This window comes from Lonsdalea quercina subsp. quercina, assembly GCF_000688655.1.
GTDB classification, from domain to species: Bacteria; Pseudomonadota; Gammaproteobacteria; order Enterobacterales; family Enterobacteriaceae; genus Lonsdalea; species Lonsdalea quercina.
Genome location: NZ_JIBO01000008.1, coordinates 43,497 through 59,033 on the forward strand (window position 1 = coordinate 43,497; position 15,537 = coordinate 59,033).

12 protein-coding genes and 2 tRNA genes are annotated in these 15,537 nt (G+C 48.2%); 4 read left to right on the forward strand and 10 right to left on the reverse strand.

The features are described 5' to 3' along the window. Window positions 1-46: 46 nt before the first annotated feature. The 7 genes from RZ35_RS09130 to flhD form a co-directional block, all read right to left on the reverse strand. The gene (locus RZ35_RS09130; protein WP_026743027.1) at window positions 47-1,744 is read right to left on the reverse strand and encodes a methyl-accepting chemotaxis protein; all 1,698 of its coding nucleotides are present in this window, start codon (window positions 1,742-1,744) and stop codon (window positions 47-49) included. Window positions 1,745-1,880: 136 nt separating this feature from the next. Next, entirely contained in the window at window positions 1,881-2,378 is a 498-nt protein-coding gene (gene cheW, locus RZ35_RS09135; RefSeq protein WP_026741070.1) for a chemotaxis protein CheW, read from the reverse strand. Window positions 2,379-2,414: 36 nt separating this feature from the next. Beyond that, window positions 2,415-4,436, reverse strand: a complete 2,022-nt coding sequence (gene cheA / locus RZ35_RS09140; protein WP_026743028.1) for a chemotaxis protein CheA — start codon at window positions 4,434-4,436, stop codon at window positions 2,415-2,417. A gap of 17 nt (window positions 4,437-4,453) precedes the next feature. After that, window positions 4,454-5,575, reverse strand: a complete 1,122-nt coding sequence (gene motB, locus RZ35_RS09145) for a flagellar motor protein MotB (RefSeq protein WP_026743029.1) — start codon at window positions 5,573-5,575, stop codon at window positions 4,454-4,456. Beyond that, window positions 5,572-6,459: a flagellar motor stator protein MotA gene (gene motA / locus RZ35_RS09150; RefSeq protein ID WP_026743030.1), complete on the reverse strand. Its 888-nt coding sequence runs from the start codon at window positions 6,457-6,459 to the stop codon at window positions 5,572-5,574. Before motA ends, motB begins: the two co-directional genes overlap by 4 nt. Before the next feature lie 133 nt (window positions 6,460-6,592). Next, entirely contained in the window at window positions 6,593-7,171 is a 579-nt protein-coding gene (gene flhC / locus RZ35_RS09155; protein WP_026741066.1) for a flagellar transcriptional regulator FlhC, read from the reverse strand. Window positions 7,172-7,173: 2 nt separating this feature from the next. Beyond that, the gene (flhD, locus tag RZ35_RS09160) at window positions 7,174-7,524 is read right to left on the reverse strand and encodes a flagellar transcriptional regulator FlhD (RefSeq protein WP_026743031.1); all 351 of its coding nucleotides are present in this window, start codon (window positions 7,522-7,524) and stop codon (window positions 7,174-7,176) included. Between the two features lie 2,126 nt (window positions 7,525-9,650). On the opposite strand from flhD, the gene RZ35_RS18585 reads away from it, so the two are divergent. From RZ35_RS18585 to RZ35_RS09170, 3 genes are all read left to right on the forward strand, one after another. Next, the gene (locus RZ35_RS18585; RefSeq protein WP_139171464.1) at window positions 9,651-9,728 is read left to right on the forward strand and encodes a tail fiber assembly protein; all 78 of its coding nucleotides are present in this window, start codon (window positions 9,651-9,653) and stop codon (window positions 9,726-9,728) included. 267 nt (window positions 9,729-9,995) lie between these two features. Then, the gene (locus RZ35_RS09165) at window positions 9,996-11,129 is read left to right on the forward strand and encodes a DUF3289 family protein (RefSeq protein ID WP_026743032.1); all 1,134 of its coding nucleotides are present in this window, start codon (window positions 9,996-9,998) and stop codon (window positions 11,127-11,129) included. After that, window positions 11,126-11,809 (forward strand): hypothetical protein, encoded by a 684-nt coding sequence (locus RZ35_RS09170; protein WP_026743033.1) that lies wholly within the window; start codon window positions 11,126-11,128, stop codon window positions 11,807-11,809. The genes RZ35_RS09165 and RZ35_RS09170 overlap by 4 nt, the downstream gene beginning before the upstream one ends. Before the next feature lie 40 nt (window positions 11,810-11,849). On the opposite strand, the gene RZ35_RS17960 is transcribed toward RZ35_RS09170, so the two are convergent. The 3 genes from RZ35_RS17960 to RZ35_RS09185 all read right to left on the reverse strand — a co-directional run bounded on the left by RZ35_RS17960 (window position 11,850) and on the right by RZ35_RS09185 (window position 12,705). Continuing rightward, a complete protein-coding gene (locus tag RZ35_RS17960; RefSeq protein ID WP_157755375.1) occupies window positions 11,850-11,999 on the reverse strand; it encodes a hypothetical protein in 150 nt (49 codons plus the stop codon). 538 nt (window positions 12,000-12,537) lie between these two features. Next, window positions 12,538-12,624: transfer RNA gene (locus tag RZ35_RS09180), tRNA-Leu, on the reverse strand. 7 nt (window positions 12,625-12,631) lie between these two features. After that, window positions 12,632-12,705 (reverse strand) — tRNA-Cys (locus RZ35_RS09185). Window positions 12,706-14,300: 1,595 nt separating this feature from the next. On the opposite strand from RZ35_RS09185, the gene RZ35_RS09190 reads away from it, so the two are divergent. Beyond that, on the forward strand, window positions 14,301-15,530 hold the full coding sequence (locus RZ35_RS09190) for a hypothetical protein (RefSeq protein WP_139171448.1): 1,230 nt from the start codon (window positions 14,301-14,303) through the stop codon (window positions 15,528-15,530). Window positions 15,531-15,537 lie beyond the last annotated feature (7 nt).

Here is a 15,537-nt window from a genome sequence, read left to right on the forward strand (position 1 = left end):
CCTAGCGTCAATTCGTGTAGAACATCCCGCAAAGCTCAAGGAGAGGTTAGAATTTCTCCCAATTATCACTGGACTCACTGACCGCCACGCCATTTTTTTTGCCGGAGGGTTTCTCCGCCGTCTGGCTCAGCAGCGCCGTTTTAGCGGCCGCAGGAGCGATAGCGGGACGGAAGGCGTTTCCTTCGTCTGGCAAACGGAACAACGACACCGAATGGTTCAATCCACGAACCTGTTCTTCCAACGCGACCGCAGCAGAGGCTGACTCTTCCACCAACGCGGCGTTCTGCTGAGTCACACGATCCATTTCAGTCACCGCCTGACCAACCTGATCAATCCCTTTGCTCTGCTCATCCGAAGCGGAGGCAATTTCGCCCATAATATCGGTCACTCGGGTTACCGCTCCGACAATCTCACCCATGGTTTCACCCGCCGTTTCGACCAGTTTCGAACCCTCATCTACACGTCCGACGGAGTCGTCAATCAGAGTTTTGATCTCTTTTGCCGCTTGGGCGCTACGCTGCGCTAGGTTACGGACTTCACCGGCTACTACAGCAAAACCACGGCCTTGTTCGCCGGCACGCGCCGCTTCAACCGCGGCATTCAGCGCGAGGATGTTGGTCTGGAAGGCGATACCGTCGATCACACTGGTGATATCAGAGATTTTCTGCGAGCTGCCTGCGATATCGTGCATTGTTTTCACCACGTTATCGACAACCTGACCGCCCTTCTGCGCCGTTTCGGAAGCGCTCAGCGCCAGTTGGCTAGCCTGCCGCGCATTTTCGGCGTTCTGTTTCACTGTTGCAGTCAGCTGTTCCATACTCGCCGCCGTTTCTTCGAGGGAAGCGGCTTGCTGCTCTGTACGGGAAGACAGATCGTTGTTGCCAGCGCTGATTTCCGATGAGCCAGTGTAGATGGCTTCTGCCCCCTGACGTACGGCACTCNCCGTGCTGATGAATTCACTCTGCATATGTCGAAGGCTGTCAGCCAGGATGCCCATTTCATTGGTGCCCTGGAACTCAAGACGATGAGTCAGATCGCCTTTCGCCATATAACGGATATTTTCGACAATCTTGTTCAGCGGTTGAATTAGTGCCCGGTTAACACCCAACCAAACTAGCCCGGACATGACGAGCACGAAGACCACAATTGAACTCAGAATCCACAGTGCGGACGCATAGGCCGACTCGTTCTCATCAATCGCATCTTTGTAGATCGCATTATAAGAATCGCGATAGGTGAGGTAGGTTTTTTCGAATTTATCCTGATAACTCTGCGTAGGTTGGTCCAGGAAAGCCTGGAGCCTGTCGGTGGTGATAAACAATACCAGTTCGTTTAACGCTCCATTCAACGTGTCATAGTCGGCTTTAACCGCAGCCTGAATCATTACGCCCTGCTTTGGTGAATAGGGAATGTTTTCATACTCACGGAAGTGTTCGTTTGCCGTCTGCAGCTGTTTTTTAGCAAGATCGATAAGCTCTTTCGCAATAGCACTATCCGCAGACTGACCGTTTTGATTCAACGCCAGACGAGATCCCGCACGATTGAGTGTATTGCGCGCCTGCAGCAGATAAGTCCAGGTTGAGTCCAGTTCCGAACGCTGCTCATTGAGAATGCGTGTGTCGCGAAAAATATCGCGATCCGTTTTAAGCGAATTAAAAAACAGACCACTGGAAATGAATTGAATAACGCTAAACAATGCCAAAATGAGGACTAAACTCGTTACCACTTTTATACGATTAAGCATGTGAGCCTTTTCCATAGTTCCTTGACCCTATCACCGGTATTTGGACCTTACCTGGATAGTTTTCCGTTTGAAGAAAAATTTATGACATATGACTCGGGCCATAATTTTATGGCCCGTCGTTATGCGTGTTTGTACCTCAACCTTTCAACACGCTATCAACCAGCGCCATCTCTTCGCTGCTTAACAACTTTTCGATATCCACGAGAATCAGCATCCGCTCGCCCAGAGAGCCTAAGCCGGTGAGATATTCCGTCGACAGCGTCACCGCAAACTCCGGAGCCGGACGAATTTGATCCGCCGTCAAAGACAGCACATCAGATACGCCGTCAACGACGATCCCCACAACGCGTTGTCCAAGATTCAGGACGATAACGACGGTGTTGTCATCGTAGTCAACTTCCTGCTGTGCGAATTTAATGCGTAAGTCAACGATCGGAACAATAACGCCGCGCAGGTTAGTTACACCTTTAATAAAGGAAGGCGTATTGGCAATACGAGTCACCTGATCGTAACCCCGGATTTCCTGCACCTTGAGAATATCGACGCCGTATTCTTCGTCGCCAAGCGTAAAGATCAGGAACTCCTGCCCTACGGTTTCACCTGCCAGTTTTGTGACGTTTGCAAGTCCAGTCATGTTACTCACCTTATTATCAATAGCCGTTATTTTTTGTTAAGCGGTCTCTACCACACGCTTTTCACGATAAAGCGCCTGCAATGCCGACACATCAACAATCAGCGCAACACTACCATCGCCCAAGATTGTTGCGCCTGAAACGCCCGGCACCTTGCGGTAGTTGCTTTCCAGGTTTTTCACAACAACCTGATGCTGACCAATCAGTTGATCAACCAGCAACGCGTAACGACGTCCCGCACTTTGCAGAATGACGACAATACCCTGAGTCGCATCCGTCTTCGCATTTTCTACATCGAATACCTGATAAAGCTCGATCAACGGCAGATATTCACCGCGAACCTGCAATACACGCTCGCCGCCAGCCAGCGGATAGAGATCTTCAGATTGAGGCTGAAGAGATTCCATGACCGCATTCAGCGGCAGAATGAAGACTTCGCCGTTGACCTTGACGGACATGCCATCCAGAATCGCCAGGGTCAATGGCAGCAAGATACGGATAGTCGTCCCCTTCCCTTTCTGGAAGTAGATTTCCACGTGACCNCCCATTTCCTGGATGTTTCGTTTAACTACATCCATACCTACGCCGCGGCCAGAAACATCTGTGACCTGTTCCGCCGTGGAGAATCCAGGAGCAAAGATCAGCATCCCGACTTCTTCATCCGTCATGCTGTCGCTGACGGAAAGCCCCTGGGATAGGGCTTTGGCAAGAATACGTTCACGGTTTAGGCCGGCGCCATCATCGATGACTTCGATGCAAATGTTGCCGCCCTGATGTTCAGCCGAGAGGGTCAGATTGCCCACGGCTGTTTTTCCGGCGGCCACACGATCCTCTGGATGCTCAATACCGTGGTCGAGGCTGTTACGCACCAGGTGAGTCAGCGGGTCAATGATGCGTTCGATCAGGCTTTTATCGAGTTCGGTAGAGCTACCTTGCAACGTCAGCTCGACTTCCTTGCCCAGCTTCGCGGCCAAATCGCGAACCAAACGCGGGAAGCGGCTGAAGACATACTCCATCGGCATCATTCGGATGGACATGACGGATTCCTGAAGATCCCGCGCGTTACGCTCTAGCTGTCCCATGCTGTTCAGAAGGTCGCCATGCACTACAGGATCCAGCGCGCTGGAACGCTGAGCCAGCATGGACTGAGTGATCACCAGCTCACCAACCAAGTTGATGAGCTGATCGACTTTTTCGACAGCCACTCGAATGCTGGTATCGCCGGTTTTGGGTCGAGCCTTGGCCGCTTCGGCAGGTTTGCCCACTGACGCGGCCGGTGCGGCAGGTTTAGCCGGCGCTGCCTCAGTCGGAGCTGGAGCAGGCTCCACGGCTTCAGGTTTGGTTGCCTCTTGCGGCGGCGCAGCAGTTGGAGCCGCTTCCGCGTCGACGGTTTTAAAGTTGATCTGTTCTGGTTCCAGTACAAAACATAGCACCGCAGTGATGTCATCCTGGCTTTCAGTCGTTACCAACGTAGCTTCTACACTGTTAGCCGTCTGGTGCGAATCTTTTAGCGTACCCAGATTGCCCAATTCTTCTAGCAGCTGTGGAATTTCCTGTTCTTTCAGATTGGTCAGCGCAATATGCAGTTCATTGTGTCCCGCTGGCGTCGAGGGCGCTGCCGACGTAGTGGAAGCACTTTCGTTGGTCGCAGCGGCAGGAGCAGCCCCGCCCTCAGCTTCTTTAGACTCAAGCGCAAGCTGACGAAGGGCCTTGCAGATGTACTCGAAGCTTTCGGCGTTCGGTTCCTGCGCGGTTTTATAAGCGTCCAACTGATCCTGCATAATGTCTTTTGTTTCCAGAAACAGGTTGATAATGTCAGTGCTCAGCCGCATTTCGCCGCGTCTGGCACCATCTAACAGGTTCTCCAGCAAATGTGTGGTTTCCTGTAATACCTTGAAACCGAACGTCCCGGCGCCCCCTTTTATCGAGTGAGCCGCCCGGAAGATCGCATTCATCTGTTCGGTATCAGGGCTTGACGGGTCGAGCAGCAATAAATGCTGTTCCATATCCGCCAACAATTCATCTGCTTCATCAAAGAACGTTTGATAGAAAGCACTCATGTCCATGCTCACGTGGGTCACCTCTGCTGTGAATCGTGGCTTGTTGAAGAAGGCGTCGCCTGGCTATCAGGAGAAGCGGGCAAAGCGGTAGTCGGCTGTGGGCGACTGGCAGCAGATGCGCTGTTCGTCTCGATGACGGAAGCGGATCCCGGCGTTCCAGCCGCGCCTTGTGCCGGTGTTCCATTTTCGGCCCCAGGCGAAGCACCGCTACTACTATTATTGTCGGCAGGGGTCGGGGTAGGTTTAGCCTTATCAGGATTGATATTTTGTAAATTCTCTGTTTTATCAATATCAACGGCATTGCTTTCCGCGTTTTCACGCTCAATGCTTTCCTGAGTCTGCTTGTTCAGTACGACCAGGCTGATGCGCCGATTTATCGCGTCGTCTCCGCCCTGGGCCTGCTTCAGCCCCATCGTGGCGGCCATGCCAACAACACGCAGCACCTTGCCCTCGGACAACCCGCCGGCGATGAGTTCACGCCGGGATGCATTAGCGCGGTCCGCAGACAGTTCCCAATTACTGTAACGCCGTTCCCCGGTCACATAAGGCGCGTCATCCGTGTGACCCGATAAGCTGATTTTGTTGGGAATATCATTCAGGATTGGAGCGATAGCGCGAAGGATATCGCTCATGTACGGCTCCACCTGAGCGCTGCCCCGTTTGAACATAGGCCGCTTCTGGCTATCAATGATCTGAATTCTCAAGCCTTCTTCGACCATTTCAATCAGCAGATGCGGACGCAATGCACGAAGTCGCGGGTCAGCCTCGATTAATTGGTCAAGCTTGTCGCGGAGTTTATTTAATTTGGCTTCTTCGCGCTGACGTTGGTCTTTAGAAACATCGATCTGTTTCCTAACTTCACCATCCTGCTGAGTAAAGTCTTGTCCGCCGCCGGGAATCGGGCTGGAAGCATCGCTAATGCGCGTACCATTCGTCATTGCAACCTTAAGCGGAGTGCGGAAATATTCCGCTATCTGTACCAGCTGGGAAGGCGATGAAATGGCGATGAGCCACATCACCAAAAACAGCGCCATCATGGCTGTCATGAAGTCGGCATAAGCAATCTTCCAGGCCCCGCCGTGGTGGCCTCCATGACCTGATTTGCGCTTTTTACGAATAATGGGGTGCTGATGTTTCATGCGTCACTTTCCGCTGACTGCGCTGCCGGTGCCTTCACATTGCGAATGTGCTCCTCCATTTCAGTGAATGAAGGACGGATCGTGGAGTAGAGTGTCTTGCGCCCGAATTCGACGGCAATCTGCGGCGCGTATCCGTTGAGGCTAGACAGCAACGTTACTTTTATGCATTGCAATACTTTGATCTTCTCTGCGTTTTTCTGGCGAAGCAGCGATGCGAGAGGCGATACGAACCCGTAGGCCATGAGAATGCCCAAGAAGGTCCCCACCATCGCATGCGCGATCATCATCCCGAGTTCTGCGGCGGGCCGGTCAACATAAGCCAAAGAATGCACTACGCCCATAACCGCAGCGACGATCCCAAATGCGGGAAGACCATCTCCGATCTGAGTCAGGCTGGACGCAGGCACTTCGCATTCATGTTCGACAGTCTCGATTTCCTCGTCCATCAACGTTTCAATTTCGAACGCATTCATGTTGCCGCTGACCATAAGACGCAGATAATCCGTCACAAACTCAACAACATAGTCGTCTGATAATATGCGGGGATAACTCGAGAAAATTTCACTTTCTTTGGGGTTGTCGATATCGAACTCCAGCGAAAGCATGCCTTGTTGACGGGATTTGGCCATGAGTCGAAACAATACGGCCATGAGATCCATATACACCGCTTTGGTGTATTTCGAACCTTTGAAGAGCAGCGGTAACGCCTTGATTGTGCCTTTAATTGCCTTACCGTTGTTTCCTACGATAAACGCACCGATGGCAGCGCCACCGATAATCAGCAACTCGGAAGGCTGATAAAGTGCACCTAGCTCTCCACCGACGATAAGATAACCGCCCAGGATGGAGCCTATAATGACGATATAACCCAATATAACCAGCACAAGCATTCCTTATAGTAACAAGGGGTAGTGGAGTGAGGTTAAAACGCAGTCTTATCGCGTACGACTTCAGAAGGAAAGAGCCCTGCCATTATGCCTACAATGCTCAATGGCAGGTTCACTAGCGCTACCAAGCTCAGACTGCGTGCTTAACCTGCTCGTCCAGCAGTTGAGGTAGGATATCGGCAACGTTTGGAGAAAGTTTACGTCTTTTTACTGCCCGGGAAGGCGGTTGGCATAAACTGCAGACGAAAACGTTTTTGGGCTGGTGCGCATGAGTAATAAACATACCGTTACAGCAGTTGCAGGCCGATAACTGCAACATGCCGCTGTCGACAAAACGCACTAGCGTCCAAGCCCGCGTTAGCGCCAGCAAGGGAGTTTCGTTGTGCGGTGAACATTGTTCGATATATAGGCGATACGCCTTGATGACGGCTTCCACCCCGCTACATTTACTGATTTTGAGTAAATACAGGTAAGCGTTGTAGAACATGGATGAGTGTATATTTTGTTCCCACGTCATGAACCAATCGGTGGAAAACGGCAGCATGCCTTTGGGCGGAGGGCTGCCTCGCAATTCTTTATATAACTTGATGAGACGTCCGCGGCTCAGCTGCGTTTCACTTTCCAGCATTTGCAAACGTGCACCAAGCGTGATTAGTTCCATCGCTAACTGAATATCTTTAGCTTCCTGAACAATACTTTTCTCAACCATTATTATGCCCTTTTCTTAGGCACGTTCTCTTCTTTTGAAGACAACTGTTGAAGTAAATGACTCGACAGAAGAATACCGGTATGGATCTGCTGCAAATCATCCACGCGGGATTCTTGAGTCAGTTGCTTAATAGTCGTGTGATCGCTGAATCGGAAATGACAAATCAACTGATTTGTTTCAGCCAGTTTAACCATTTGAGGCAATGTTAACTGCATCAACGCATTGGCCATTTCATCATCAATACCCAGACGAAACATCGCAGATGCTTTTTCGTCATTAATCAGACGTTGTGCCAGTAACAAATAAGACAGGTTTATGTCATAAATGTGCTTGAGTAGTTCAGAGGTACCCATAATTCATCCCAACAGGCTATGTTTCAAACATAAAACAGGTGATATTTACTATCGCCCAGTTCAATAATCACTCTCCATAGGTGGCATGAAAACTATCGGTGCCAGATGTGTCTACTGCTTTATGCAATTTTGATTCGACGTGTTTTACCATGCCGACTTCAACATCTTTTAGGCTCCTATTATCCATCACCTCACCAGCTCCCTACCGTCAATTATCGTCCTTAAACGAGGCATAGGATTAATCCTAAACGGTTGTCACTCTACCGCCTATGCCCCAACACATACAACGCAGCCGCATGTGAATTTTGACAATTATGTGATCTACGTCACAAAAATGAAAGTTTTTGCTTTCATTTATGCGGTTTTTTTTTCCACACACTGAAAGTTTTTTATACGAAAAACAGCCAAAAACCCAAATAATCCACATTTTGTAAATATTTTACAGGTTGTCACGATAACCACAACCAGCTGTTTTTAAAAGAAAAACAAATTGTTCTTATAATGCAGATCATCTCAAGAACAAAAAAACATCAAAATTCCATTAAAAAAAACAAACTAATAACCCTGGTAATTATTGTTCCGATAACTATTTATTAGGACAAGATATAAGATAAATCCATGTATCTCGTGTCTACCCCCACAAAAATTAGAAACAAAATTTCCAAAAACCCTTGTGTAACCTGTGGTTAATACTCACTAGGAAACATGCTGAAACTAAAAGAGATATTAAGTTCATTACCACTATGTGCGCTGCTCTTAAGCCCAGCGACGACTCGACAAAGCGGTGTGTCTTAATACCTAAAGCAGTAGCGGCTTTCCCTGAAGTATGAATCTTTTTATAGCGCCACTACCTATAAAAACCATGAAATGATCTTAGATGATTTGAAAAGATGAACATTATTCGCTACAGAATAGCTACTAGTACTGCTGTAAAGTTAGCATTTTTCATCTCATGCCTTCACAATTTATTAGCGGGCTTATAAAAAGGTCGGACATGATTTACTATTTTCGACCAGCTTTAATCCTTTTCCTTATTACGCGGGCAATGATCTATTCGCACTCAAACGTTTGTTCAAACCGTTTAGAGTAAATAAATTTGAAGATGATTATTAGCATATTTATTATATTAGGGTCATTGAAGCGACAAATTTGTCCGACAATAAACACGGGTGCCGTTAAGCAGTTAACGGATGTCCGGCTCGCAATGGTACCTAAGCGCCCTTACCCTCCCCCAGAATAAAAATCTTCGAATACTTTATGTTGATAGGCTATTTGGCATTTATCGCTACGTTTTCGGTTGTTTTTTTCTCAAGGACAAAGTTAAGGCATAACGTCGATAGTCACTTAACACATTGGTATCTTCTCTAGACTTGTTATTCAGAATAGCAGACGTACCAAAACCGTTATGTCTTATGCCCTCCCTTTTTACCTATCAATGGAATAGACACGCATCGTCTTCCTGGATGGTATGTGGGCACCCTCTCATTCCATCACTAACCAGTGATGCAAAATGCATAGGCTATTAAATATGCTTCTGCTTCTCGTTTAACCTATAACGCTTTGTCGTCACGCGCCTCTAACGCCCTAACTGAAAATGCAGGTGCCAATAATCACAAGGCCTCTGTTTGATAATTAACGATCGAGGATGCAGAAAGTCATATGAAAAGAGGCTCTGGTTAATCTGTGATTAACCGTCGGATAGACATCGAGTGGCAATGCCTGGATCACAACGCCGGACGACATTTCTGCGGTTTTCGAAATAACAATCGGGCGGGTCTATCCGTGTATTAGGTCATAGGCAGCTGGTAGCTCAATCGCAAATACCAATATGTGCAATAAAAGTTAAATGTAGCAGCGTGGTTGAGACATAACGACACAAAGTCTCAACACTGCAGTTTCCAATTTATGGTCAAGTCACACTCGATAGCCAGACCGGACGTATCAGCCTGGAGCGTCTCCTCCAGGACACAACATCGCGTTAGGTATAGGTATGCTAGCTTTCTGACTATTGAGTCGCTCGATTCAGGCAAAGTACAGCGATACGTCAGCTAGAGTGGGTGGCAAATAATGCGTAAGACTGGCATTGAATGATTCAATCGAGAGGTAAGGCAAAGCTATTCAAATAGCTGTCATATAGAAAATCGGTTCCACCTGTAGATATCACAACCGCGCCGGATATCACCTGGCCGGATGAGCCTGAGTAATGCCGCAGCCGGTAGCGAAAACCGGCTTGAACGATTGATCGCGCATACCGAGCGAAATCGAGAAATTGATCTGTAGAAACGTTTATAAAATAAACAGCCCTGATGTCATTATACGTCTGCATACTAAAAACACATGCTGACACCCGGGAAAATTAAACCGCCGATTTTGGCGGTTTTTTCGTGGCCTATCGTTCATTTACATAATTATAAGTTGCGCATAGACTATCCGCGCTTCACAGGGATAGATCTGTTTACAGGGAATGAAACATGCTGATCACCAAGCGTCTGGATGAACTCACCCCAGATGAATTTACGCGTATCTTATCGCCCGAAAAAGGCAGTGCGCTGGACGCCCAAACCGTCGTATTAGGCTCGCAAGAGCACGCCTGTTGTTCATTAACGGCGGGCACCCTAGACATCAACGCCAACCGCGATTTCGCCAACACCGTCCGAAATGCCTATGACCGCGCCAGGGTGAATGCGCCGGCACAGAAAGTGGGCTGGGGATTTGCGCCCCGACCTGCCACGCCGCGAACCGAACCCGAGCCGACGCTCAAGGTCACCGAAGTGACCGACACCACCAGTGCGACGCGGATCCATGTCCCCGTTCTGGTATATCAATCAAGACGCAAACCCGGTTTTAATGCCGATGGTAGCCCGGCTGCGGATATGACCTATGGCGATATGACCGAAGAAGAGATCAAAGCCATACCAAATTTTGGCCATTTACACATTTTTTCGAAGGATGGTTATTTTTTTGGCTTCTATTCTGCCTCCCTTAATTTCTTTAAATTTAGGTTAATGGCTACGCTTTTTTTCTCAGCTGGTGAATTAAAGATGGTTATCCTAGCGATGATTGCCAAATTTGAAAAAAAGGAGGGTGGAGAATTTAGACATCCTGCTCTAACGCGCGCCGTTCGTGCGCACCCAAACACACAAGCGTTCGTAAAAACATTACTGCAGGGCGTTGATGACACAATCAAACAGAACCATGGCGAAATTAATCCTGTTGCTTTAAATGATTGGATGATGAGCTATCAGAATATAATTAAAAAATCACTTCGCCCCCCGGCTTTCAATACATTCGAAGATAAATACTTAGGCTGGTTAAATGGTGGACTGACGTTTGCCATCAATGACGTTTGGGCGGCTAAGGCAGAAATTGTTGACTTTGACCGTTGTGGTCGGTTTTATAAAGGTAAGGTTCGGGTGACCTTTTATGATCATTTTGGACTGGATATCCCTGATATTGGCCCAGATCCAGATACTGCGGAGATAAAGGTTTACAGCGTGCTTGGAGGCTTTCGATCTTGGTTCATACTTCAACATTTAAATAAATTCAGTTATAAGCCGTTCATCACCGTAGTCGAAATGGATTACCCCATTAAAGGGAATATATGAAAAAGACATTTATATTTCTCATTATAAATTATCTATTGGTTATGTTGGAACGTTTATATTCCTTCAATAACGAGACGCTGTTTTGGGATCACTATTCAATAATAGTCCCACTGTCATGGTTCATTACTCCCATATGTACCCTTGTTTTCTTATTCAGCAAGAAGTGGCGTTATGCTATATGTACCGTTCTCCTTCATGTAGCCATGCTGCTATGGATCAACCACATCGGCCCGTTTTCAACGCATTTCTTTTTCGGGACACCTTTAATTGAAAAACGACAAGGGTACGAGTTTTATATAGATGTATCTGGCGAGCGAGGTTACGACTATATCGTCACGTCTCCGCCTAAAAGTCAGCGCGCTTTTACTGCTCTCATCGCAGATTATTTCAGTAAGCATCCGTTAGGAAACAAGGATTATAGTGGGGTGTTGTACATAAAGAGTATCGACACGATGAGTAACGGCAAAATTGCTAAAGCTCATTGGTGGGATCAACCTATGCGTGGCAGAGCATTGATTGATGCTGATATTTCAGAGTACGAAATTGCTACCGTCGCTAATCTTGGAGATGGATCGCTGAAAATCTGGTTTATCGGCGGTTACGGAGTGACGTGCGAGAATAATCAGTCAGGCAACGTGATCATCAAACCCGATGGTACTCACACCCCCACCTGCGATTAACCCCACTAAGCAACAAACAGCGCGACGCTGAGCACCTCGTTCAGCGCCGCTTTGATATTCGGCAGCGGATCGGTATGCAGGGAATAGCCTGCTCCGCCTGCCGATGTACTGCCAGCCAGCCGTCATCGTTAAATACCGCATCGCTATCCACTGGGCAGTAGACCAGATCGCCCATGCATTCAGCGCGCAAATGTCACTCCAACCATTGTCGCTTCTCGCGGCGTACATTTGCAGCAACGATCCGCTATTCGCCTTCAAGTTCATACCCAAAACGCGTTTGGTATAAGGATTTTTCTGGGGGGCGGATTAACAGTCAACGATGAGATTTTACTGATAGACAACGCCGTCATCGAATTCTCAAATAGCAGGCCTGGTGAAATGTCTTAGTGAAGACAGGAGGATATCTTTTACTAAGGCCCCGCACATACACATTAGGCAGACTCATCCTCACTAAGGTGGATGACACCTGACGCATCTGCCAAAAATTGCGGATGACGACATTTTGCGCAGCCAACCTGACTCAATTTTCTCTGATGATGACAGGAACAGATGCGGGAAGCGGATCCGTGCATTTTTCTTATTTAGCGGCGAAATATCACAATCTTAAGAATCTTTGTCGCCATTCCGGCGCCACTTTTGATTTCGAGGGGGATTTAAAGACACAAAAAAACCGCCATAGGGCGGCCGATGACTTTTGCTAGGAGATTGTTATTATGGGTTTTATTCAATGGTGCCCAGGGCGGGACTTGAACCCGCACAGCGCGAACGCCGAGGGATTTTAAATCCCTTGTGTCTACCGATTCCACCACCTGGGCCAAAAACTGGAGGCGCGTCCCGGAGTCGAACCGAGGTAGGCGGATTTGCAATCCGCTGCATGGCCACTCTGCCAACGCGCCTTAATCACTTACCTACATTGATAATCATAATGTAGTTTTGAATGGGGACCAGATTGTTATTCCACTCTAACCAATTGATTAGAATCGATTTTCTTATTCCCTAACCAGGAATGGACGCTATTATGGACTGGTTAGGAATGGATGGCAAGCCCTTTGTACTCCACAAAATATCAAGTGCCTAAAAGTTGATCTGCTTGCATTATATAGCCTGTCACCGCAGCAAGGGAGCACCCTTTGCATCCACGTGAAACGCCTGTACGCCTGACGAGCACTAGACACCTTCTCAACGCCCTCACCCCCGATATGTTGGCGTCATACAGCGATAGGCGCGAGGAGACCCGCTCGTTCCTGAAGGGGGCTTTAAGAATAGACGATATGTCGCATCGTAAATAGGCAAGCCCGAATATATCGGGCTTGCTGCGCCGTCACCGCAACGTGAGTCTACAACTATAGTACGTACCTGTTGAGGTTGACTCACGACCGCTCAGCGTATAGCCCGCTGTTGCACATTTCCCGCTCTATCTCGTTATATGAAGCATCGCAAGTCACCAAACATGATGCCCTAATCTTGCAAAGCAAAAAACTTAAAGCCCCTCGATGGAGGACGACACAAATACAAGATAATAAATAAACTTATCCGTATTGAAGTTCAATTTAGGAGCACATTATTCCATCTGACTGTTTTTCACTCAGCGCGCTCAAACTCCGTTAAATAGAAACGGTGGTTATGACGGTATAGTGACTCCCTTTTAACGGCGGGATAGAAAATATAAATGACGTGATATTCATTGTCTATCAGAGGCTGACACTGTCGTCACATATTGAGCCATGATTAGCAAGTGAAATAAAATATGATTTCATTCAAAACGTTCTCTATTTTTGACCAAGAACAGGATGTTTATATAAAGGGTTGTTAAAATATACACACGTGAAGAATTGAGATTTAAGAAAGAAAGTTTATACGCCGTGAACAGCATAAATAAACATTCAATCCTAATTAATTGCCTGTTATGTATTGGGTTATAAAACTGAGCTTCTGCCCTTATCTCGCGTACACGTATTAATCATTAAAGGGGGACATCAAATACTGAGCTGGCTAATAATATATTCACCGAGAGTTCTACCGCTCTGTTTATAAATTAAAAAGAGGGTCACTGTTAGTTGAAACAGCCATTGGTCGAGGCACCGACAGGNATTTCACCTGTTAAGCGGAAGCATGCGGCCTGGCTTCGGGCAGGCGTTATTTATGCCAACGGTAGGTTGTTTTATCGTGACAACACTCGCAACAACTATATTGGGCGAATTTTTATCCATCAAAATCGAAAGGAAATAACGTGGACGCGACTATCATCAGCAGGGAATACCGTCTTTAAAATAATGGCGAAAAGTTATTTACATCGATTTATCGATTGCGTTCTCTCCGGCTTTCGAGATCCCAACCGATAAATTGATGACAACATAAATCAAATATCACCACCGATTTACTCTGTTTTTTTCGATGTCAAACCAGACATTCAGAAATAGGCGTCATTGGGTGGCCGTCATTTTAATGACAGATAACAGAATTGTTAATTCATAAATACTTAGAGGTCATAATGAAAACTCAATTGAAGAATAAATCGGCAGAGGCTTGCCCTTTATCTCAACAAGAAGAGAATCAGCGCACGCTTTCCCGGCGTAAATTCCTGCTCTATGGGAGCTGCGTCGCCGGAACGGTCGCGCTGGCCGGCACCGCTCATAAGACGATGGCAAAAGAGGCCGTATCGACTAACGCCGCACCGGTAAAATGTCCTCCCGGCGTGATTGCTTCCTCGTGTGTCGCCGCTGACCCGACACTGGCCCCCGGTGCGAACCCCGCTGCGCCGAAAACTGTCACCATCACTCCCCGTGCTGCAGAGAATGTCGTGACCGAGTACCCTTTCAACGGCGGAATGCTGTTCGGCGTTATGGTCAGTAATCTGCACGAGTTCGATACGACTGGCCTTTTCGCTCATCAGGACAACACCAACGTCATTCTCACCAATCTGGGCACTCAGCCGGTCTTTGTCGCCGCGACGTCACACGTCAACAGCGATCTACACAATGACACGCCGCTGCGTCACGCCGTTCCCCCGCTGCAGAGCATCATCATCCGCGCGGGCGCGGTGATTACCACCGCTGATGCCTCGGCGAACGGGGTCGTCTCGCTAATTCAGGTCCGCAATACTCGCAATGTCGAATCGGACGTCTTTTCACGCGATACCGAGTGGGCGAAATATGCTTTCCCTGCTGGGACTCCTGCGCTTCCTCTGTGGATCTCCAATCAGCTTCATTTGAACCACAAAATACAGGTGAATCCGTGGCAACTGACCGGTTTGCCAGCGCCTGCCGGCAGCAAAGTCCTGCCTTACGAGCTGTACGTCAATCTGTGGTGGTTGCCGGCCGGTTCCGATGCGGGGATCCACGCCGCGCACGGCAGCAACCTGTTCGAGATCCACACGCAGTTGATTGGCTGTGGCCGCATGCAGAAGTTCACCGATATAGACAAAGCCCGCGCCGCGATTGCCGGCAAACGGCCAGTATTGCCCGAGGGCGGTGTGGCATCACCGTTTGATACCGGTAAAGCTTTCCCTGAACTGTATGAGGAATTCAGACTGGCGCCCGGCAACACGCACTTGCCGATGCCGATTGTGACAGAATATGACGCCTGGAAAGGCGTGTCGGACATTGCCAAGAATGCCAGTATGGACGATCCCTGCTTCTTCTACCCGCCTCATCAATATTACGCCGATACCGATAGCGTTTGGATTGCCTTTGAATTTCACCGTTCAGCAGACAAGCACTAATCGACTA

Excerpts from the sequence above, each read along its gene's own strand:
- motB (WP_026743029.1), bottom strand. The coding sequence starts at position 5,575 with ATGAAACATCAGCACCCCATTATTCGTAAAAAGCGCAAATCAGGTCAT.
- RZ35_RS09190 (WP_139171448.1), top strand. The coding sequence starts at position 14,301 with ATGAAAACTCAATTGAAGAATAAATCGGCAGAGGCTTGCCCTTTATCT.
- cheW (WP_026741070.1), bottom strand. The coding sequence starts at position 2,378 with ATGACTGGACTTGCAAACGTCACAAAACTGGCAGGTGAAACCGTAGGG.
- flhD (WP_026743031.1), bottom strand. The coding sequence starts at position 7,524 with ATGGGTACCTCTGAACTACTCAAGCACATTTATGACATAAACCTGTCT.
- RZ35_RS09170 (WP_026743033.1), top strand. The coding sequence starts at position 11,126 with ATGAAAAAGACATTTATATTTCTCATTATAAATTATCTATTGGTTATG.
- RZ35_RS09165 (WP_026743032.1), top strand. The coding sequence starts at position 9,996 with ATGCTGATCACCAAGCGTCTGGATGAACTCACCCCAGATGAATTTACG.
- flhC (WP_026741066.1), bottom strand. The coding sequence starts at position 7,171 with ATGGTTGAGAAAAGTATTGTTCAGGAAGCTAAAGATATTCAGTTAGCG.